The organism is Burkholderia lata (assembly GCF_902499335.1).
Classification (GTDB): domain Bacteria; phylum Pseudomonadota; class Gammaproteobacteria; order Burkholderiales; family Burkholderiaceae; genus Burkholderia; species Burkholderia lata_B.
In genome coordinates this window covers 140,623-159,469 of record NZ_CABVQK010000015.1, presented here as the reverse complement: position 1 = coordinate 159,469, position 18,847 = coordinate 140,623, and the positions used below count along the sequence as shown (strand labels likewise).

Genomic DNA, 18,847 nt, shown 5'->3' with positions numbered 1-18,847 from the left:
ATGACTCCTTTCGATACGAGCCTCGTACCCGACGGCAACATCCTGATCGGCGGCGAATGGCGGCGCGGCCGTGGCGCGTCTTACGCGAGCATCTATCCGGCCGACCAGTCGCTGAACATGGAAGTGTCGACCGCGAATGCGGACGACGCGGCCGAAGCCGTCGTGGCCGCCGACGCCGCGTGGCGCCGCGCCGACTGGGCCGGGCTGAAACCGCACCTGCGCGCGCAGGTGCTGTACCGCATCGCCGATCTGATCATGCAGCGCCACGAGGCACTCGCGAACCTGCAGCGCCGCGACAACGGCAAGCCGATCAACGAGACGCGCGTGCTGGTGGCGAGCGCCGCGAACACGTTCCGCTATTTCGCGGCGTGCCTCGAGACGCTCGACGAAGAGCTGACGCCGTCGCGCGGCGACTACCTGACGATGAGCGTGTACGAGCCGATCGGCGTGATCGCGGCGATCACGCCGTGGAATTCGCCGATCGCATCCGATGCGCAGAAGCTCGCGCCGGCGCTCGCAGGCGGCAACGCGGTGGTGCTGAAGCCGGCCGAAGTCACGCCGCTCGTGTCGCTCGCGCTGGCTCGCATCTGCGAGGAAGCGGGCGTGCCGAAGGGCGTGCTGAGCGTGCTGCCGGGCAAGGGGTCGGTGATCGGTGACGTGCTCGTGCGTCATCCGCTGGTGAAGAAGGTGTCGTTCACGGGCGGCACCGAAGTGGGCCGCGGCATCGCGCGCATCGCGGCCGAAAAGCTGATGCCGGTGTCGCTCGAACTCGGCGGCAAGTCGCCGACCATCGTATGCGACGACGCCGATCTCGATCACGCGGTCAACGGCGTGCTGTACGGTATCTTCAGCTCGTCGGGCGAAGCGTGCATCGCGGGCTCGCGGCTGTTCGTGCAGCGCTCCGTGTACGACGAATTCATGAAGCGCCTGGTCGCGGGCGCGCGCAAGCTGCGCGTGGGCGACCCGACGCGGCCCGACACGCAGATGGGGCCGCTGATCACCGCGAAGCATCGCGAATCGGTGGAGCGCTACGTGGCGCTCGGCCTAGAGGAAGGCGGCCGCCTGCTGTGCGGCGGCGAGCGGCCGTCGGGCGACGGGCGCGAGAACGGCTTCTTCTATCAGCCGACGATTCTCGAAGGCCTGCCGAACAGCGCGCGCATCTGCCAGGAAGAAATCTTCGGCCCGGTACTCGTCGCGATGCCGTTCGACGACGAAGCGTCGCTGATCGCGCAGGCGAACGACAGCGTGTTCGGCCTGGCGGCCGGCATCTGGACGAGCGACTACAAGCGCGCCTGGCGCATCGCGCGTGCGCTGGAAACGGGCACCGTCTGGATCAACACGTACAAGCTGTTCTCGATCTCCACGCCGTTCTCGGGCTGGAAGGAGAGCGGGATGGGCCGCGAGAAGGGGCGTCTGGGCATCCGCGAGTACATGCAGCAGAAGAGCCTCTACTGGGGCTTGAACGACGCGCCGCTGCCGTGGGCGAACTGAGCGAAGGGGAATGACGCAATGAGCATTTTGGGAATCGAGCAGATCACGTACGGCGTCGACGACCTCGCGACCTGCCGGCGCTTTTTCGCCGACTGGGGGATGAAGGAAGTCGCGCACGACGATACGCGCGCACGCTTCGAGACGCTGAACGGCTGCACCGTGCTGGCCGTCAAGGCCGACGATCCGGCGCTGCCGCCCGCGTTCGAGGCGGGCCCGACGCTGCGTGAAGTCACGTGGGGCGTCGCGACGCGGCAGGAACTCGACGCGCTGCGCACGAAGCTCGCCGGCCAGCCCGGCTATTACGCGCAGGACGATGCGGTCGGCTGCATCGACCCGAACGGAATGGCGATCCGCATCGAAGTCACGCGCAAGCGCGAACTCGACATCACGGGCTCGCCGTCGAACGTGTGGGGCCAGACGCTGCGCGTCGACCAGCCGAGCCCGATCTATGCACGCGCGGAGCCGGTCGAGGTCGGGCATGTCGTGTTCTTCACGAACTGCCTCGACGCGCAGGAAAAGTTCTATCACGAGCTGCTGGGCTTCGAGACGTCCGACCGTTATCCGGGCCGCGGCGCGTTCATGCGCTGCGCGCCGCACGGCGGCCACCACGACCTGTTCCTGCTCGCGCTGCCGAACGGCAAACGTGGCCTGAACCACGTCGCGTTCACCGTGCGCGACATCCACGAGGTGTTCGGCGGCGGCATGCACATCGACCGCTGCGGCTGGGAAACGCAACTCGGCCCGGGGCGTCACCCGGTGTCGTCCGCGTACTTCTGGTACTTCCAGAACCCGGCCGGCGGGCTGATCGAGTACTACGCGGACGAAGACGTGCTGACGCCCGAGTGGCAGCCGCGCGAATTCGAGCCGGGCCCGACCGTGTTCGCCGAATGGGCCGTCGATGGCGGCCTCGACGGCAACACGCGCCGGCAGAAGAACGCGAAGGCGCCGGAAGGCAAGTTCATGACGGAGCGCAAATCATGAGCGAAGGGAACGCACAGGAGCAGGCAGTGCCCGGCACGGTCGTCGTGATCGGCGGCGGCCAGGCCGCCGGCTGGGTGCTGAAGACGCTGCGCGCGGAAGGCTATGCCGGCCGCCTCGTGATGATCGCCGACGAACCGCATCTGCCGTACGAGCGCCCGCCGCTGTCGAAGGCCGTGCTGGCCGGCGACGCCGACATCGAAACCGTGCGCGTCGTGCGTCCCGACGAATTCGACGCACTGAACGTCGAAGCGTGGCAGCCGGAACGCGCCGCATCGATCGACCGTGCGCGCCGCGTCGTGAAAACCGAAAGCGGCCGCGAGATCGAATATGACCGGCTCGTGATCGCGACCGGCGGCACGTCGCGCCGCCTGCCGGCCTCGCTCGTGAAGACGCCGAACCTGCATTACCTGCGCACGCTCGACGAAGCGGCCGCGCTCGGCGAGAAGCTGCGTGCGAGCCAGCGCGTGCTCGTGATCGGCGGCGGCTGGATCGGCCTCGAAGTCGCGGCGACCGCGCGCAAGCTCGGCGTCGAAGCGGTCGTCGTCGAAGGCGCGCCGCGGCTGTGCGGCCGCTCGGTGCCGCAGATCGTGTCGGATTTCCTGCTCGACCTGCATCGCGCGAACGGTGTCGACGTACGGCTCGGCGCGGCGCTCGCATCGCTCGACGCGCAGCCGGACGACGCGTCGAAGGTACGCGCGACGCTCGCCGACGGCACGACGATCGACGCCGATTTCGCGGTGGCCGGCATCGGCCTCGCGCTGAACGCGTCGCTCGCGAGCGATGCGGGGTTGGCGATCGACGACGGCATCGTCGTCGACGAATTCGGCGCGACGAGCGACCCGGCGATCTTCGCGTGTGGCGACGTCGCGAACCATCACAACGGCTGGCTGAAGCGGCGCGTGCGGCTCGAATCGTGGGCCAACGCGCAGAACCAGGCGATCGCGGCCGCGAAGGCCGTGCTCGGCGTGCGTGCGCCGTACGCGGAGATTCCGTGGTTCTGGTCGGATCAATTCGACGTGAACCTGCAGATCCTCGGCGATCTGCCGGCCGATGCGCAGCTCGTCGTGCGCGGCGATCTTGCCGCACGACGCGCGACGCTGTTTTTCGTGGGCGAAGGACATGTGAGAGGTGTCATCGCCGTCAACAACGCGCGTGAGCTGAAGCTCGCGCGCAAGTGGATGAACCAGGGCCGGGCAGTGGATACGGAAGCCCTGGCAGACACGAGCAAGACACTGGCCTGACCGGGCGACGAGACACAGGAGACACCCCGCATGAGCACTTTCGACAACGTCGTGGCCGGTCGCGCCACGATGGAAGCTGCCGCCTCCACGCCCGGCGCGATCATCGCGCGGCTCGAGCGGCTTCCCGCCAACGCGATGCAGATCCGCGCCCGCGTGCTGATCGGCACCGCGACGTTCTTCGACGGCTTCGACGTGATCACGATCGCGGCGACGCTGCCGCTGCTGATTCACAAATGGGGGCTGTCGCCGACACAGATCGGGCTGCTGATCGCATCCGGCGCGATCGGCCAGTTGATCGGCGCCTTCCTGTTTCCCGCGCTGGCGGAGAAGCACGGCCGCGTGAAGGCGATCGCGTGGAGCTCGGCTGTGATCGGCGTCACGAGCATCGCGTGCGGCTTCGCGCCGACCTTCGAGATCTTCGTGCTGCTGCGGATCCTGCAGGGCCTGGGCCTGGGCGGCGAGCTGCCGGTTGCCGCGACGTACATCAACGAGATCACGCGTGCACATGGCCGCGGCCGCTTCGTACTGCTGTACGAGATCGTGTTCCCGATCGGCCTGCTCGTGTCGATGGCGCTCGGTGCGTGGCTCGTGCCGCGCTTCGGCTGGGAAATCATGTACTTCGTCGGCGGGCTGCCGCTGATCCTGTCGCTCGTGCTCACGCGCCTCGTGCCGGAATCGCCGCGCTGGCTCGCGTCGCGCGGGCGGCTCCCGGAAGCCGGGCGAGCCGTCGGCGTGTTCGAAGCGTCGGTGCGCGGCGAACTGCCGCCCGTCACGCAGGCGGCCGCGTTCGACGAGATGGTGCGCCAGCATCCGAAGCGCAAGATGAGTGACCTGTTCAGCGCCGCGTATCGCAAGCGCACGCTCGCGGTGGCGACGTTGTGGGCGACCTGCGGGTTCATCCAGTACGGGCTGTCGACGTGGCTGCCGACGATCTACAAGAACTTCTATCACGCGCCGCTGCAGCTCGCGCTGAACCTGGCGGTGATCGGCTCGGTGATGGGCGTGCTCGGGTCGCTGGCGTCGGCGCTGCTCGTCGACAAGCTCGGCCGCAAGCCGGTGATCGTGTGGTCGTTCGTGCTGTGCGCGCTGTCGCTGGCGTTCGCGGGTGTCTATCACGCGTCGTCGGTGTATGTCGTGTCGATCTTCTGCTCGCTGTCGCTCGGCTTGATGGCGTCGGGGTTCATTACCGCGTACGTCTATACGCCGGAGCAGTATCCGACGAGCATCCGCGCGTCGGGCTGCGGGCTCGGCAGCGCATGGTTGAAGATCGCGTCGTTCGTCGCGCCGATGGTGGTGCCGCACGCGATCATCGGCGGCAACCTCGCGCCGGCGTTCTACCTGATCGGCATCGTGCCGCTGATCGCGGCGGTGACCGTGCACTTCGTCGGGATCGAGACGAAGGGGAAGGTGCTCGAGGCGCTTGAAGCGTAAGCGCGGCCGGCGGTAACGGATGAAGTGAAGCGGCCCGGACGATGTCCGGGCCTTTTTGTTTGGCGGCCACCGCGTGCCGAGGGCGAATGGGGCGTGCGAACGCACGAAATGGCTGACTTGCGGTTCGCGTGTTCTAATTCACGATTCCGTTTTTCGACCGACCGTCGCCATGCCCCTGTTCGAACCCGTCACGCTCGATACTTCACGCCTCGTCCTGCGGCCGCTACGCGAAGCCGACGCGCACGCGTTCTTCGAGATCTGGTCGGATGCGGAAGCGATGCGCTATTTCTCGTTCTCGCCGATGACGCACGTCGAACAGGCGATCGAACGCGTCGCGCGCAACCTGACGACGTCCGCGAGCGGGCAGGACCAGATCTGCGTGCTCGAACTACGGGAAACCGGCGAAGCGCTCGGCGAATGCGTGCTGTTCCATGCGAACGAGCAATGCCGGCGTGCCGAGATCGGCTTCAGCCTGCGGCGCAAGTACTGGAGCGGCGGCTACATGCGCGAAGCGGCGTCGGCCGTGATCGATCACGCGTTCGGCACGCTGCGGCTGAACCGGCTCGAAGCCGATATCGATCCGCGCAACGTCGCTTCGGCGCGGCTGCTCGAACGGCTCGGCTTCACGCGGGAAGGGGTGCTGCGCGAACGCTGGATCGTCGGCGACGAAGTGTCGGACAGCGCGCTGTACGGGTTGCTGGCGAGCGACCGGCGCGCGTGAAGTGTGAAGCATGATGCGGCCGGGCCGGTGATGGCCCGGTCATGTCGATCCCGGCGGTTGTCTGCCGGATTTTCTCGACGAACGCTCACGGTTTCGCGAGCCAGCCCTCGATCTGTTCTTTCCCGTGCAGCGCCGTGACCCACCGGGCCGGCAATGCGTGCTCGCCATACAGCGCGCCGGCGAGGCTGCCGGCGATGGCCGCCGTCGTATCCGTGTCGTTGCCGAGCGCGATCGCGCGCTTCACGCAGGCCTCGTAGCTGCCCGTCGACAGCAGGCAATGGATCGACGACCAGAAGCTGTCGACCACGTAACCGGATCCTTGCGGCGCGTCGAAACGGCCATCGAGCACGGTCTTCAGTTCGATCTCGTCGGCGGTGCCCGCGTAGCGCGTCAGCAGTTCGTCTTCGGCCGCGCGCACCGCGTCGGGCGCGGGCAGGCCTTCGACGATGCCCCATGCCGTCAGGCCATAGAGTGCACAGGCCAGCTGCGAGCGCACGTGGCCGTGCGTAACGACGCTCTGCCTGCACGCGAGCCGGATCGCTTCGTCGCGCGATGCGGCGACCATCACCACCGGAAAGCAGCGCATCAGCGAGCCGTTGCCGTTGTCGCGTTCGCCACCGGGGCCGGCAACGGCTGGTGCGGCGCCGGCCGCCAGCGCATGGAGTGCGCGCTGTGTCTGCAGGCCGACGTCGAACACGCGGCCGTCCGGCGTGAAGGCGCCGCGATGAAACCAGTCCTGCAGGTTGCGGGCGAACGTGTCGAGATTCAGCTCGCGGTCGTCCGATAACGCGGCGAGCAGCGCGAGCGCCTGCGCGCCGTCGTCGCTCCAGGTGCCGGGCGGCACGCCGTCGTGTGCACGCGCAAAGCCGGGCGGTGGCGTCATGTCGATCGCGGCGGGCGGCGGGATCGACGCGGCATCGTGGAATTCGTACGGCACGCCCAGCGCGTCGCCGATCAGCAGGCCAAGCAGGCCACCGCGCAGGCGGGATCGTCGGTTCGGAATGGCAGTCATCGGGCAGGGTCCGGATGGGCGGCTCGCGCCGCGGAATACCGTGCAGCCTAGACCAATCGCCTGCGCGTGCCTAGCCGATGCCGTGCCGCCGGTGCGAATGAATGCCGCATGGCGCGTGTACGCCGGTGAACTAGAGTCGAACGGTAGCGGATAAAACGACACCGGGAAGACAACATCATGGCCAGGAAATTTCCGCTGCATCCCGTGCATCCGGAGCGGATCTGCTGGGGATGCGACAACTACTGCGCGACGCACGCGATGCGCTGCGGCAACGGCTCCAGCCGTACACAGCACCCGAGCGAGCTGCTCGGTGACGACTGGTATCGATACGGCGACTGGGGCATCGAAGGCGTGGATGCCGGCGACGAAAGCGAACCTGCCACCGAAGCCGGCGGGCAGTCATAGCGACAAGTTGCCTCACCCGAGTGCGTCCGGTTTCTTGATCTGCATCACGGCTGCGAAACGCGTGACGAAACATCATGGAAAAAGGTGCATACACAACGCATCTTGAAGCGGGCGGGATGCCCGGCGGCGAGGAACGCGCGTTCCGCCGCCGATCGCGCCGACCCGCACCCCCATGATCGAGAAAGGAGAGCACCGTGTTTTGCTATCAATGCGAACAGACCGACCGGACCGGCGCACGGCCCGGCTGCGCATCGGCGAAAGGCAACTGCGGCAAGGATGCAACGACGGCGGACCTGCAGGACCTGCTGGTCCATGCGGTGAAGGGCATTGCGCAATACGGCGCGATCGCGCGTGCGATGGGCGCACCGGATCGCGACGCCGACCGGTTCGTGCTGTACGCGATGTTCACGACGCTGACCAACGTGAACTTCCATGCGGCCCGTTTCGTCGCGCTGCTGCGCGAAGCGGCGCAGACGCGCGACCGCGTGAAGGCCGCATGTGAAGCGAGCGCGCGGGCGGCGGGAACGGTCGTCCCGGCGCAGCACGGGCCGGCGATGTGGCAGCCGGCGGACGATCTGGCCGGCCTGCTGGAACAGGCCGCGAGCGTCGGCGTGGACCACGGGCTCGACAAGGTGGGCGCGGATATCGTCGGCCTGCGCGCGCTGGTGCTGTACGGGCTGAAGGGCGTGTGCGCGTATGCGCATCATGCGCGGGTGCTCGGCTACGAACGCGACGACATCTACGAGGGGATCGAGGCGGCGCTCGCGTTTCTCGCGCGTGACCCCAGCGACGTCAACGCGCTGCTCACGCAGGCACTCGACCTCGGCCGGCTGAACCTGACGGTCATGGAGTTGCTCGACAGCGCGAACACCGGCCGCTTCGGCGCGCAGCAGCCGACGGCCGTGCGCGTGTCGCCGGTGGCGGGCAAGTCGATTCTCGTATCGGGCCACGATCTCGGCGATCTGCACGCGCTGCTCGAACAGACGGCCGGCACGGGCATTCATGTGTACACGCACGGCGAGATGCTGCCGGCCCATGCGTATCCGGCGCTGAAGGCGTTTCCGCACCTGGTCGGCAACTACGGCGGCGCATGGCAGGATCAGCAGAGCGACTTCGCGCATTTCCCCGGGCCGATCCTGATGACGTCCAACTGCATCATCGAGCCGATGCCGCAGTACCGGCAGCGGATCTTCACGACGGGGCCGGTCGGCTGGCCGGGCGTGCGCCATCTCGAGCATCACGATTTCTCGACGCTGATCCGCGCCGCGCAGGCGCTGCCCGGGTTCCCGGCCACGGCGCCGGAAGAGGCGATCACGGTAGGCTTCGGCCGGCATGCGGTGCTCGGCGTGGCGGACAAGGTCATCGACGCGGTCAAGGCCGGACAGATTCGCCATTTCTTCCTGATCGGCGGCTGCGACGGCGCGGCGCCGGGCCGCAACTACTACACCGAGTTCGCGGAGCAGGCGCCCGACGATACGGTCGTGATGACGCTCGGCTGCAACAAGTACCGCTTCAACCGGCACGCGTTCGGCGATATCGGCGGCATTCCGCGCCTGCTCGACGTCGGGCAGTGCAACGACAGCTACTCGGCGATCCGGATCGCGACGGCGCTCGCCGACGCATTCGAATGCGGCGTGAACGACCTGCCGCTGTCGCTCGTGATCTCGTGGTTCGAGCAAAAGGCGGCGGCCGTGCTGCTGACGCTGCTCGCGCTCGGGCTGCGCAACATCCGCCTCGGGCCGACGCTGCCGGCCTTCGTGACGCCGGGCGTGCTGGCGGTGCTGGTCGAGCAGTTCGGCATCCAGCCGATCGGCGACGCCGGCACCGACCTGGCTGCGTCGCTGGCGCGCCAGGCCGCTTGAGCGGGATCGTTCGATGAGCTATCGCATCGAGATCACGACACGTGACGGCGAGCGCTTCGGCTTCGACTGCGGCGGCGAGCAGGATCTGCTCTCGGCCGCGGCCGACGCCGATATCACGCTGCCGTCGCAATGCCGGCGCGGCAGCTGCGGCGCCTGCCAGGCGACCGTCGTCGACGGCGCGTACGAGATGCAGCCCGACAGCGCCGGCGTGCTGCCGGCCGGCCAGCGCGGCGCGGTCCTGCTGTGCCGGACCCGGCCGCGCGGCGACCTGCGGGTCGCCGCGCCGTACGACCGGACCAAGGTGCTGCTGCATCCGGTGCCCGTGCGCACCGCGCGGATCGCGGCGCTCGAGACGATCGCGGCCGACACGATGCGTGTCGAGCTGCAGGTCGAGCCCGACGACGCGTTCGGTTCGGCCGCGGAGTTCGAGCCCGGTCAGTTCGCGGAACTCGAGGTGCCGGGCAGCGGTGTGCGCCGCCCGTATTCGCTCGCGAACACGAGCAACTGGGACGGCCGCCTCGAGTTCCTGATCCGGCTGCGGCCGGGCGGCTGGTTTTCGACGTACCTGCGCGAGCGTGCGCGGCCAGGCGATCCGCTGACCGTGCGCGTGCCGATGGGCGGCTTCGGGTTGTTCGCGGACAGTCTGCGGCCGCGCTGGTTCGTCGCGGGCGGTACGGGGCTCGCGCCGATCCTGTCGATGCTGCGGCGCATGGCTGAATTTCAGGAGATGGCCGACGCCCGGCTTTTTTTCGGCGTCAATCAGGAAAGCGAACTGTTCATGCTCGATGAACTCGCGCGATTGCAGGCGGACCTGCCGCAACTGCGCGTCGATTTGTGCGTATGGCGTCCGGACGAGAAGTGGGGCGGGTTGCGCGGCACGCCGGCCGACGCGTTGCGCACGGCGCTTGCGCAGAACGATGCGCCGCCGGACATCTACGTATGCGGGCCGCCGCCGCTCGTGCAGGCGGTGCGGGACGTGGCGATGACGGCAGGCGTGCCGGACACGCAGTTCGCGAGCGAGCGTTTTACTGTCTGATGCCGGGGCCAGTGGCGGCGCGGGCGCGCGATGTTCCCGAGCGCGGGTGACTTGCCGGATTCACCGCGCGAACGTACTCTTGGTCGACACCATCCTCCATCGGCAGGTGCTCGACCATGCAAGCTCACCCTCTGCGTCTTTCCCCCGGCGACGACCTGCGCGCGTCGATCGAACACGCATTGCGTCAGCACGACGCGCGTGCGGCATTCGTGATCCAGGGCATCGGCAGCCTGAGCGTCGCGCAGTTGCGCTTTGCCGGGGCCGACGTGCCGACCGAGCTGCGCGGCGACCTCGAAATCCTGACGCTGGCCGGCTCGGTATCGCCGGACGGCGCGCACCTGCACATGTCCGTTTCCGATGTGGTCGGCCGCGTGTCGGGCGGCCACGTGGCCAGCGGCTGCATGGTGCGCACGACCGCCGAGATCCTGCTTGCCGTGCTTCCTGCGCATCGCTTTGCGCGCGAGCCCGACCCGCACACCGGCTTCAACGAACTGGTGATCCGCCGCCAGCCGGGCGGCGAGGGCGCGTGAATGTCGCGAGCGGCGCTAGAATCGCCGGTCATCGCGGCTTTCCCGCCATCTCCCAGGGGGCTCGTTTCGGCACCGCATAAAAAAATGGCGCCGCGGGCATTCAGCCTGCGACGCCATTGCGTGGTGTGCTGCGACGTCAACCGCCCGCCGCAGCCCGCTCCGCGTGCTTACATCTGCACGGTGTCGGCCACTTCCTTGAAGTCCTGGATCTGGTCGAAGTTCATGTACTTGTAGATCTGGTCGCCGTTCGCGCTGAGCACGCCCATGTCGGCCATGTACTCTTCCTTGGTCGGGATCTTGCCCAGACGCGAGCAGATCGCCGCCAGTTCCGCCGAGCCGAGATACACGTTCGTGTTCTTGCCGAGACGGTTCGGGAAGTTACGGGTCGACGTCGACATGACCGTCGCGCCTTCGCGCACCTGAGCCTGGTTACCCATGCACAGCGAGCAGCCCGGCATTTCGGTACGCGCACCGGCCGTGCCGAACACGCCGTAGTGGCCTTCTTCGGTCAGCTGCTTCTGGTCCATCTTGGTCGGCGGCGCGACCCACAGCTTGACCGGGATGTCGCGCTTGCCTTCGAGCAGCTTCGACGCGGCACGGAAGTGACCGATGTTGGTCATGCACGAGCCGATGAACACTTCGTCGATCTTCGCGCCTGCGACGTCGGACAGCGTCTTCACGTCGTCCGGGTCGTTCGGGCATGCGACGATCGGCTCGTGGATGTCGGCGAGGTCGATCTCGATGACGGCCGCGTATTCGGCGTCTGCATCCGGCGACAGCAGTTGCGGGTCGGCCAGCCACTGTTCCATCGCCTCGATACGGCGCTGCAGGCTGCGCGGATCCTGGTAGCCCTGCGCGATCATCCACTTCAGCAGCGTGATGTTGCTGTTCAGGTACTCGATGATCGGTTCCTTGTTCAGGTGCACCGAGCAACCGGCTGCCGAACGCTCGGCCGACGCATCCGACAGCTCGAACGCTTGCTCGACCTTCAGGTCGGGCAGGCCTTCGATTTCGAGGATGCGGCCCGAGAAGATGTTCTTCTTGCCTTGCTTGGCGACCGTCAGCATGCCTTGCTTGATCGCGTACAGCGGGATCGCGTTGACGAGGTCACGCAGCGTGACGCCCGGCTGCATCTTGCCCTTGAAGCGGACCAGCACCGATTCCGGCATGTCCAGCGGCATCGTGCCGGTGGCGGCCGCGAACGCGACCAGGCCCGAACCTGCCGGGAAGCTGATGCCGATCGGGAAGCGCGTGTGCGAATCGCCGCCGGTGCCGACGGTGTCGGGCAGCAGCATGCGGTTCAGCCACGAGTGGATCACGCCGTCGCCCGGGCGCAGCGCGATGCCGCCACGCGTGCTGATGAAGTTCGGCAGCGTCTGGTGCGTCTTCACGTCGACCGGCTTCGGATACGCGGCCGTGTGGCAGAACGACTGCATCACGAGATCGGCCGAGAAGCCGAGGCAAGCCAGATCCTTCAGTTCGTCGCGGGTCATCGGGCCCGTGGTGTCCTGCGAGCCGACCGAGGTCATCTTCGGTTCGCAGTACGTGCCCGGGCGCACGCCCTGGCCTTCCGGCAGGCCGCATGCGCGGCCGACCATCTTCTGCGCGAGCGAGAAGCCCTTGCCGCTGTCGGCAGGCTGGTGCGGCAGGCGGAACAGCGTCGACGGCGCGAGGCCCAGTGCTTCACGTGCCTTCGCGGTCAGGCCGCGGCCGATGATCAGCGGAATGCGGCCGCCGGCGCGCACTTCGTCGAACAGCACGTCGGACTTGACCTGGAATTCGGCGATCACGTTGCCGTCCTTCAGCGCCTTGCCGTCATACGGACGCAGTTCGACCACGTCGCCCATTTCCATCTGCGACACGTCGAGCTCGATCGGCAGTGCGCCGGCGTCTTCCATCGTGTTGTAGAAGATCGGGGCGATCTTGCTGCCGAGGCACACGCCGCCGAAACGCTTGTTCGGCACGAACGGGATGTCTTCGCCCGTGAACCACAGCACCGAGTTGGTGGCCGACTTGCGCGAGGAGCCGGTGCCGACCACGTCGCCCACGTAGGCGACCAGGTGACCCTTTTCCTTCAGCGATTCGATGAACTTGACCGGGCCGCGCTTGCCGTCTTCTTCCGGCGTGATGCCCGGGCGTGCGTTCTTCAGCATCGCCAGCGCGTGCATCGGGATGTCCGGGCGGGTGGTGGCGTCCGGGGCCGGCGACAGGTCGTCGGTGTTGGTTTCGCCCGTCACCTTGAACACGGTGATGGTCAGGCTTTGCGGCACTTCCGGGCGGCTCGTGAACCATTCGGCGTCGGCCCAGCTTTGCAGCACGGCCTTCGCGTGCACGTTGCCCTTGTCGGCGAGTTCCTTGACGTCATGGAACTGGTCGAACATCAGCAGGGTTTTCTTCAGTGCGTCTGCGGCGACGGCGGCCACGGCTTCATCGGACAGCAGCTCGATCAGCGGCTGGATGTTGTAGCCGCCGAGCATCGTGCCGAGCAGTTCGGTGGCGCGTTCGCGCGAGAGCAGCGGGCAGGCGGTCTCGCCCTTGGCCACGGCGGCCAGGAAGCCGGCCTTCACGCGGGCGGCTTCGTCGACGCCTGCGGGCACGCGATGGGTGATCAGGTCGAGCAGCGTCTGCTCTTCGCCGGCGGGCGGGTTCGTCAGCAGTTCCACCAGTTCGGCGGTCTGCTGAGCCGTCAGCGGCAGGGGAGGAATACCGAGCGCGGCGCGGGCGGCCACGTGAGCACGAAAGTTTTCAAGCATGGGGAGACCTGCTGATATTGCGTTTGAGGGGAAGGCCTTGCCGGCACTCCGGGGCTGTTCCAGGCACTGCTTTGCAGCGGGATTCTAATCTCAATGCTCTTTAACGTCAAATGTCTTATGTCTTATATAAGAGTTGGCGCGCAGGGCACGGGGAAGCGCGGTGGCGCGGGGGAGTCGGCGGCGACATATCTGCACAAGCACGCAAGAAACGGCACACACACGCCGCTTTCGCGCGCCTACGCTCTATTTCACGCGGCTTTCAGCCAGGTTTCAAAAAGCGGGGCGAGCATCGGTGCGTGCAGGTCGCTTCGTCCTGGACGGCCGCGAGCCCTCAAATCCCGTCGTTCAAGAACATGCGATCCAGAGAATCGATTTTCGTGGTGGTGGCGCTCGTCGCGTCATCGGTCGTTCATGCGGCTGCGGCCGACGGCGATACGCGCGGCTCCGCCAGCCGTCCCGTCGCGCTGGTCTATCGTGGCCCGGCCGCGTGCGATGGCTGTCCCGAGACGATCGCCAGCCGCCTGCGGGAATCGGAACACAGGTTCCGGGTGATCTACGTCGGGCCGGCGGAAAAACTCAAGATCACGCCCGCCGTCCTGGCGGGCGCCGCGCTCTATGTCCAGCCGGGCGGCGGGCAGGACATCCCCGGCGCGGCGGCCAGCATCGGGAAGCATTCGATCAAGGCCGTGCGGCAATACGTGTCGAACGGCGGGCGCTATCTGGGCATCTGCATGGGTGCCTACCTGGCGGGCGACCCGGGTTTCGGGCTGGTCGACGGCGAGTTCGATTCCGAGGTCGGCCGGCCGGGTTCGACACTCCACGGTATTGCCGACACGGTGACACCGGTGGTATGGCGCGGGAAAAAGCGCTGGATCTACTTCCAGGACGGCGCGATGCTTCCGGCCGCCCCTGGCGCGGTCGTGCTGGCGACCTATCCGAACCGCGATATCGCGGCCGCGACCTATCGCTACGGCAAAGGGCGCGTCGGGCTCGTCGGCCCGCATCCCGAAGCCGACGAAAGCTGGTATCGCCAGTACGGTCTCAAGAATCCGGACGGCGTTCTGCCGGACATGGCCTACGACCTGATCAACGCGACGATGAAGCCATAACGGTTGCGTGCGTTACTTCCGTTTGGCGCGATACGCGTCGAGATTCTTCCGTGCCTGCGCGCGGATCGCGCGTTGCACGAAAGGCGTCCAGCCGAGCAGGGCGCCCTTCAGTCCCAGCGCCTGACGCGACCAGCGCCACAGGTCGAAGCTGTCGCGATGCTCGACGATGAGTCCGTCGCGAAACCGGAACCGCGCATCGATCCGGTTGACCACCATGCGGTTGGTCGTGGTGAACCGGTATTGGGCGATCCACTTGGCGCGCCCGGCCTGTTGGTCCGCGTCGACGTCGCCGAACGTCAATGAAAAGTCCTGCGCACGCGCGACCAGCATGCGCCACATGTCGCGTGCGAGGTCGCCGCGCAGTTCGCCGAATGCGGGATCGCTGAACACGACGTCATCGGCATAGCAGGCGAGCATCCCGTCTATGTCGCGCTGCTGGAACGCCGTGTAGAAGCGCTGGATCAACTCGGTGTGCGGATGGATCATCGTTGGGTGGGTTGTCGTTATAGATGAAGCGGGGTTTCGATGCGCCGGCCGGAAATTCGGCCGGTTGATCGCCAGGGGCGTGCCAGGCGGCAAGGATGCCCCGATCGAACCGATGTCGACGCGTCTTCCCCGCGACGATACAGGTCACGTGTGGACGTTCGGTGTGACCGCCGTCCGGACCGTGACCTGGGTCGCAATATTGATCGAAAAAGCGGAAATGGATGCGGGCGCGCGGCTCCGGCCCAGCCGTCGTGACCCGAACGCGACCGGCACCTCAACGGATGCGCGTCAGCGGTTCGCCAGCGCGACGTCCTGGCTGCCGCGCCCCGTCACCAGGCAGCCCGACATGAATGCCTCGCTCTGGCTGCTGGCGGCGGCTTCGCCGAAGCCGCGGCCGAGCGCGTCGACCTTCACTTGCGCGGCGCCCTGTTCGCACGCGAGCGGGCTGGTGTCGCGGCCTTGCGCATGCAGGATCGCGCGATCGCCAATGAGATATGCCAGCAGTGCGAAAACAGCGATATGTACGGCTCGTCTCATGGTTCGTCTCCTCGTCACTCAAGCGTAACGCGGACCCGTTTGACGAAGCACTTGGGGGTTCCCCCGGTAAACGTCTGCTGAAACGGGGGGCGGGCGGGGTGATCCTGTCCCGTTTTTCGTGATTTGCGTGCGGAAGGAGGGCGCGACTTCAATGCGACTGGCCGGCGAAACGGGGCGTACGACGAGGCATTCGCGCGACGAATTTCAGCTCGACAGGCACGCGATTCGCGCGAGTTTGACGAATGTCAGGTTACGGACGGGAGGGGGCGGTCGCGTGGCCGTTCAAAGCGATAGCATGAATGCATGATTTGACGGAACGCGATCGCGGTCGAATGCATCGGTTCCGGCAAGCAGGTGCGTGTTGAACGTCGCTATCGAAATAGTGAGGAATCCAAATGCTTAACGTCTCTTCTGTCCTGATCAGCCTTGCCCCGATGTGGGCCATTCTGCTCGTTGCATCTTCGGCAGCCGCCTATTTCGTGTTCTGGCGCAAGGTCATCGATTAAGCGTTGCGAGAAGGCCGGTGCGCACGTGAGCGGCAACGCGCACACGTGCCGCACCGCTCGTTGCAAGCCTGCGGCCCGTCAGCGAACGAGCCGGCGACGCGCCGCCGCGCGTCATCCCCGTCATTGCACGGCCGTGACCGGCACATTCGAAATCCGCACCAGCCGGCTCATCACGCTGCGGCGGAACACCGACATCAGCGCATGCAACGGATCGTGCCGCGGCGCGACGACCACGATCTCGTCGCACCCCGTCTCGGCCGCGACGGACGCGATCGTATCGGCCACCGGGCCCACCTTCATCACGACGCTGTACTTGACGCCGGCTTCCCGCAGGATCCGCTCGGCCATGGCCAGATCGTCGGACGCGAACTTCTCCTCGATGGAACGCAGCCGCGACAGCGGATGGTAGGCCTCGAGCCGCGTCGATTCGAGCGGTGCCTGAACGTTGATCAGCACGATCTCCGACGCACACCGTTCGCGATACAGGAAGGTCGCGTGGCGAACCGCCTGAAGCGAGCGGGGAGAGTGGCCGACCGGAACCAGCAGCTTGAGCATGAACGTTGTCCAGGAAACGAGATGATTCCAGCGTAGCGCGCCGCCGGGACGAACGATCTAAAGAGAACGGGCGGCCGCGTAAAAATGTCGTTAACGCCCGCCGCGTCGTGCCGCGCCTAATAGAAATATAAGAAATTTAAGTTTATGCGCATAAACGATTTCATCGACCGGGGCGGCGTGGGCGACCCGTGGCTTGCCACCCCGATTTAGTCGGATCCGCAATGAATCGCGGCGGAAAATATCGGAGGTCGCCGATCCGGCGTCGCGTAGAGTAGTGCATCGACCGCGGCGCGGCCGCCCCCGGCCGGTTCGGGAGCGACCGCCGCCGTGCGGCCCGCCATCCCATTCCGATTCCAGGAGACTCCGCATGCCGCACGGCGCCCCGCAGCTTCTCGCTCCCGCTTCCATCCCCGTCGACCCGATCGTGCGCCTGTCGGCGGGCGAGCTCGCGTCGGCGATCCGCAGCAAGGCCGTGTCGTGCGTCGAGACGATGCGTGCGTACCTCGATCACGTCGAGCGCGTGAACGGCGCGGTCAACGCGATCGTCGCGCTGCGCGATCGCGACGCACTGCTCGCCGAAGCCGCGGAAAAGGATGCCGCGCTGGCGCGCGGCGAGTACCACGGCTGGATGCACGGGATGCCGCAGGCGCCGAAGGATCTGGCGATGACGAAGGGGCTGCGGACGACCTACGGCTCGCCGATCTTCCGCGAGAACGTGCCGCAGGCCGATTCCGTGGGCGTCGCGCGGATGCGCGCGGCCGGCGCGATCTTCATCGGCAAGACCAACACGCCCGAATTCGGGCTCGGCTCGCACACGTTCAACGAAGTCTATGGCGCGACGCGCAACCCGTACGACCTGACGAAGAGCGCGGGCGGCAGCAGCGGCGGCACGGCGGCGGCGCTCGCGTCGCGGATGCTGCCGGTGGCGGACGGCAGCGATTTCGGCGGTTCGCTGCGCAATCCGGCCGCGTTCTGCAATATCTACGGCTTCCGCCCGTCGCAGGGCCGCGTGCCGCGCTGGCCGGGCGTCGACGTGTACATGCAGCAGCTCGGCATCGAAGGGCCGATGGGCCGCACGGTCGGCGACGTCGCGCAACTGCTCGCGATCCAGGCCGGCTATGACCGCAACGATCCGCTGTCGCTCGCGGAGGATCCGGCCGTGTTCGCGCAGCCGCTCGACGCCGACCTGCGCGGCAAGCGCATCGCATGGGTCGGCGACTGGAACGGCTATCTCGCGACCGAGGCCGGCGTGCTTGCGCTGTGCGAGCAGGGGCTGGCGACGCTGCGCGAGATCGGCTGCGACGTCGATGCCGCGCTGCCGGCGTTCGCGCCCGACCGGATCTGGCGCCTGTGGCTCGCGCACCGGCACCTGCTGTCCGGTGGCGGGCTGCTGGCGCACTATCGCGACCCGGCGCGGCGCGCGCTGCTGAAGCCCGAGGCGATCTACGAGGTCGAAGGGCTGCTCGCGATGCAGGGCGCGGCCGTGTTCGACGCGAGCGTCGAGCGCACCGCGTGGCATCAGGCCGTGCTGAGCTTCTTCGACCGCTACGACTTCATCGCGGCGCCGACCGCGCAGGTGTTCCCGTTCGATGTCGAGCAGCGCTGGCCGAAGGAGATCGCGGGTCGCCCGATGGATACCTACCACCGCTGGATGGAAACGGTCGTGCCGTGGACGCTGGCCGGCTGCCCGGTGATCAGCGTGCCGGTCGGCTTCAACGACGCGGGGCTGCCGATGGGGATGCAGCTGATCGGGCGTCCGCGCGCCGATCTCGCTGTGCTGCAACTCGCACGCGGCTACGAGCGGGCGGCCGAGCGGGTTGGTGGGCGGGTGCCGGCGTGGATGGCTGCGTAACGCGTGCTGGCCGGAAGCCGAAGCCGAAGCCGCAGCCGAAGCCGAAGCCGAAGCCGAAGCCGAAGCCGAAGCCGAAGCCGAAGCCGAAGCCGGTTGCGAACGGTGAACGGCGGATGGCCGGTAGTAGATGGAGAAGCGGGCGGCGACAAGCCGCCCGTTTTGCTTTGATTCCCGACTGTGTTGCTCGTCGGCGCGCGTCACGCCGCGACGGGCACCGGCACGTTCCGCGTCGCCGCTGCGCCGGTCGAGGGGGAATTCGACGTGCCGTTCAAGACGTACGATGCGTGGTCGACCACCAGCCGCGCCACTTCCCCAGCCCCAGCTTCCGCCGCCATTGAC

At 67.3% G+C, this 18,847-nt stretch carries 16 protein-coding genes; 11 read left to right on the top strand and 5 right to left on the bottom strand.

All coding sequences use genetic code 11. The annotated features are described in order from the left end of the window. The 5 genes from BCO18175_RS31715 (at nucleotide 1) to BCO18175_RS31695 (ending at nucleotide 5,865) form a co-directional block, all read left to right on the top strand. Complete coding sequence (locus BCO18175_RS31715) at nucleotides 1–1,491, top strand: aldehyde dehydrogenase (RefSeq protein WP_174986761.1); 1,491 nt, start codon at nucleotides 1–3, stop codon at nucleotides 1,489–1,491. 18 nt (nucleotides 1,492–1,509) lie between these two features. After that, nucleotides 1,510–2,472 (top strand): VOC family protein, encoded by a 963-nt coding sequence (locus BCO18175_RS31710; protein WP_174986759.1) that lies wholly within the window; start codon nucleotides 1,510–1,512, stop codon nucleotides 2,470–2,472. After that, nucleotides 2,469–3,713, top strand: coding sequence for an NAD(P)/FAD-dependent oxidoreductase (locus BCO18175_RS31705; protein WP_174986758.1), 1,245 nt, complete (start codon nucleotides 2,469–2,471; stop codon nucleotides 3,711–3,713). Before BCO18175_RS31710 ends, BCO18175_RS31705 begins: the two co-directional genes overlap by 4 nt. A 30-nt stretch (nucleotides 3,714–3,743) precedes the next feature. Then, nucleotides 3,744–5,144 (top strand): MFS transporter, encoded by a 1,401-nt coding sequence (locus BCO18175_RS31700; RefSeq protein WP_174968878.1) that lies wholly within the window; start codon nucleotides 3,744–3,746, stop codon nucleotides 5,142–5,144. A 169-nt stretch (nucleotides 5,145–5,313) separates the two neighbouring features. Next, nucleotides 5,314–5,865: a GNAT family N-acetyltransferase gene (locus BCO18175_RS31695; protein WP_174986756.1), complete on the top strand. Its 552-nt coding sequence runs from the start codon at nucleotides 5,314–5,316 to the stop codon at nucleotides 5,863–5,865. 85 nt (nucleotides 5,866–5,950) lie between these two features. Here BCO18175_RS31695 and BCO18175_RS31690 read toward each other — a convergent pair whose 3' ends face one another. After that, nucleotides 5,951–6,877: an ADP-ribosylglycohydrolase family protein gene (locus BCO18175_RS31690; protein ID WP_174986754.1), complete on the bottom strand. Its 927-nt coding sequence runs from the start codon at nucleotides 6,875–6,877 to the stop codon at nucleotides 5,951–5,953. A gap of 177 nt (nucleotides 6,878–7,054) precedes the next feature. On the opposite strand from BCO18175_RS31690, the gene BCO18175_RS31685 reads away from it, so the two are divergent. The 4 genes from BCO18175_RS31685 to BCO18175_RS31670 all read left to right on the top strand — a co-directional run bounded on the left by BCO18175_RS31685 (nucleotide 7,055) and on the right by BCO18175_RS31670 (nucleotide 10,710). Continuing rightward, complete coding sequence (locus BCO18175_RS31685; RefSeq protein WP_174986752.1) at nucleotides 7,055–7,282, top strand: DUF3079 domain-containing protein; 228 nt, start codon at nucleotides 7,055–7,057, stop codon at nucleotides 7,280–7,282. Nucleotides 7,283–7,476: 194 nt separating this feature from the next. After that, nucleotides 7,477–9,144 (top strand): hydroxylamine reductase, encoded by a 1,668-nt coding sequence (gene hcp / locus BCO18175_RS31680; protein WP_174986750.1) that lies wholly within the window; start codon nucleotides 7,477–7,479, stop codon nucleotides 9,142–9,144. Between the two features lie 13 nt (nucleotides 9,145–9,157). Then, on the top strand, nucleotides 9,158–10,180 hold the full coding sequence (locus tag BCO18175_RS31675; protein ID WP_174986748.1) for an FAD-binding oxidoreductase: 1,023 nt from the start codon (nucleotides 9,158–9,160) through the stop codon (nucleotides 10,178–10,180). 116 nt (nucleotides 10,181–10,296) lie between these two features. Further along, on the top strand, nucleotides 10,297–10,710 hold the full coding sequence (locus BCO18175_RS31670; RefSeq protein WP_174986746.1) for a PPC domain-containing DNA-binding protein: 414 nt from the start codon (nucleotides 10,297–10,299) through the stop codon (nucleotides 10,708–10,710). A gap of 167 nt (nucleotides 10,711–10,877) precedes the next feature. On the opposite strand, the gene acnB is transcribed toward BCO18175_RS31670, so the two are convergent. Next, nucleotides 10,878–13,463, bottom strand: coding sequence for a bifunctional aconitate hydratase 2/2-methylisocitrate dehydratase (acnB, locus tag BCO18175_RS31665; RefSeq protein ID WP_174986744.1), 2,586 nt, complete (start codon nucleotides 13,461–13,463; stop codon nucleotides 10,878–10,880). Between the two features lie 296 nt (nucleotides 13,464–13,759). Between acnB and BCO18175_RS31660 the strand changes: the two genes are divergently transcribed. Then, nucleotides 13,760–14,572, top strand: coding sequence for a BPL-N domain-containing protein (locus BCO18175_RS31660; RefSeq protein WP_254608198.1), 813 nt, complete (start codon nucleotides 13,760–13,762; stop codon nucleotides 14,570–14,572). Between the two features lie 12 nt (nucleotides 14,573–14,584). On the opposite strand, the gene BCO18175_RS31655 is transcribed toward BCO18175_RS31660, so the two are convergent. From BCO18175_RS31655 to BCO18175_RS31645, 3 genes are all read right to left on the bottom strand, one after another. Further along, the gene (locus BCO18175_RS31655; RefSeq protein WP_174986874.1) at nucleotides 14,585–15,058 is read right to left on the bottom strand and encodes a nuclear transport factor 2 family protein; all 474 of its coding nucleotides are present in this window, start codon (nucleotides 15,056–15,058) and stop codon (nucleotides 14,585–14,587) included. A gap of 288 nt (nucleotides 15,059–15,346) precedes the next feature. Then, nucleotides 15,347–15,595 carry an adhesin gene (locus tag BCO18175_RS31650; protein WP_174986742.1) on the bottom strand — a complete coding sequence of 83 codons (249 nt, stop codon included), beginning with the start codon at nucleotides 15,593–15,595 and terminating at the stop codon, nucleotides 15,347–15,349. A gap of 626 nt (nucleotides 15,596–16,221) precedes the next feature. After that, on the bottom strand, nucleotides 16,222–16,656 hold the full coding sequence (locus BCO18175_RS31645) for a universal stress protein (RefSeq protein WP_174968887.1): 435 nt from the start codon (nucleotides 16,654–16,656) through the stop codon (nucleotides 16,222–16,224). Nucleotides 16,657–17,023: 367 nt separating this feature from the next. On the opposite strand from BCO18175_RS31645, the gene BCO18175_RS31640 reads away from it, so the two are divergent. Beyond that, a complete protein-coding gene (locus tag BCO18175_RS31640) occupies nucleotides 17,024–18,508 on the top strand; it encodes an amidase (RefSeq protein WP_174986739.1) in 1,485 nt (494 codons plus the stop codon). Nucleotides 18,509–18,847 lie beyond the last annotated feature (339 nt).

Coding starts and splice junctions, on each gene's coding strand:
- BCO18175_RS31715 (WP_174986761.1), top strand. CDS start 1: ATGACTCCTTTCGATACGAGCCTCGTACCCGACGGCAACATCCTGATC.
- BCO18175_RS31710 (WP_174986759.1), top strand. CDS start 1,510: ATGAGCATTTTGGGAATCGAGCAGATCACGTACGGCGTCGACGACCTC.
- BCO18175_RS31705 (WP_174986758.1), top strand. CDS start 2,469: ATGAGCGAAGGGAACGCACAGGAGCAGGCAGTGCCCGGCACGGTCGTC.
- BCO18175_RS31700 (WP_174968878.1), top strand. CDS start 3,744: ATGAGCACTTTCGACAACGTCGTGGCCGGTCGCGCCACGATGGAAGCT.
- BCO18175_RS31695 (WP_174986756.1), top strand. CDS start 5,314: ATGCCCCTGTTCGAACCCGTCACGCTCGATACTTCACGCCTCGTCCTG.
- BCO18175_RS31690 (WP_174986754.1), bottom strand. CDS start 6,877: ATGACTGCCATTCCGAACCGACGATCCCGCCTGCGCGGTGGCCTGCTT.
- BCO18175_RS31685 (WP_174986752.1), top strand. CDS start 7,055: ATGGCCAGGAAATTTCCGCTGCATCCCGTGCATCCGGAGCGGATCTGC.
- BCO18175_RS31675 (WP_174986748.1), top strand. CDS start 9,158: ATGAGCTATCGCATCGAGATCACGACACGTGACGGCGAGCGCTTCGGC.
- BCO18175_RS31670 (WP_174986746.1), top strand. CDS start 10,297: ATGCAAGCTCACCCTCTGCGTCTTTCCCCCGGCGACGACCTGCGCGCG.
- acnB (WP_174986744.1), bottom strand. CDS start 13,463: ATGCTTGAAAACTTTCGTGCTCACGTGGCCGCCCGCGCCGCGCTCGGT.
- BCO18175_RS31655 (WP_174986874.1), bottom strand. CDS start 15,058: ATGATCCATCCGCACACCGAGTTGATCCAGCGCTTCTACACGGCGTTC.
- BCO18175_RS31650 (WP_174986742.1), bottom strand. CDS start 15,595: ATGAGACGAGCCGTACATATCGCTGTTTTCGCACTGCTGGCATATCTC.
- BCO18175_RS31645 (WP_174968887.1), bottom strand. CDS start 16,656: ATGCTCAAGCTGCTGGTTCCGGTCGGCCACTCTCCCCGCTCGCTTCAG.
- BCO18175_RS31640 (WP_174986739.1), top strand. CDS start 17,024: ATGCCGCACGGCGCCCCGCAGCTTCTCGCTCCCGCTTCCATCCCCGTC.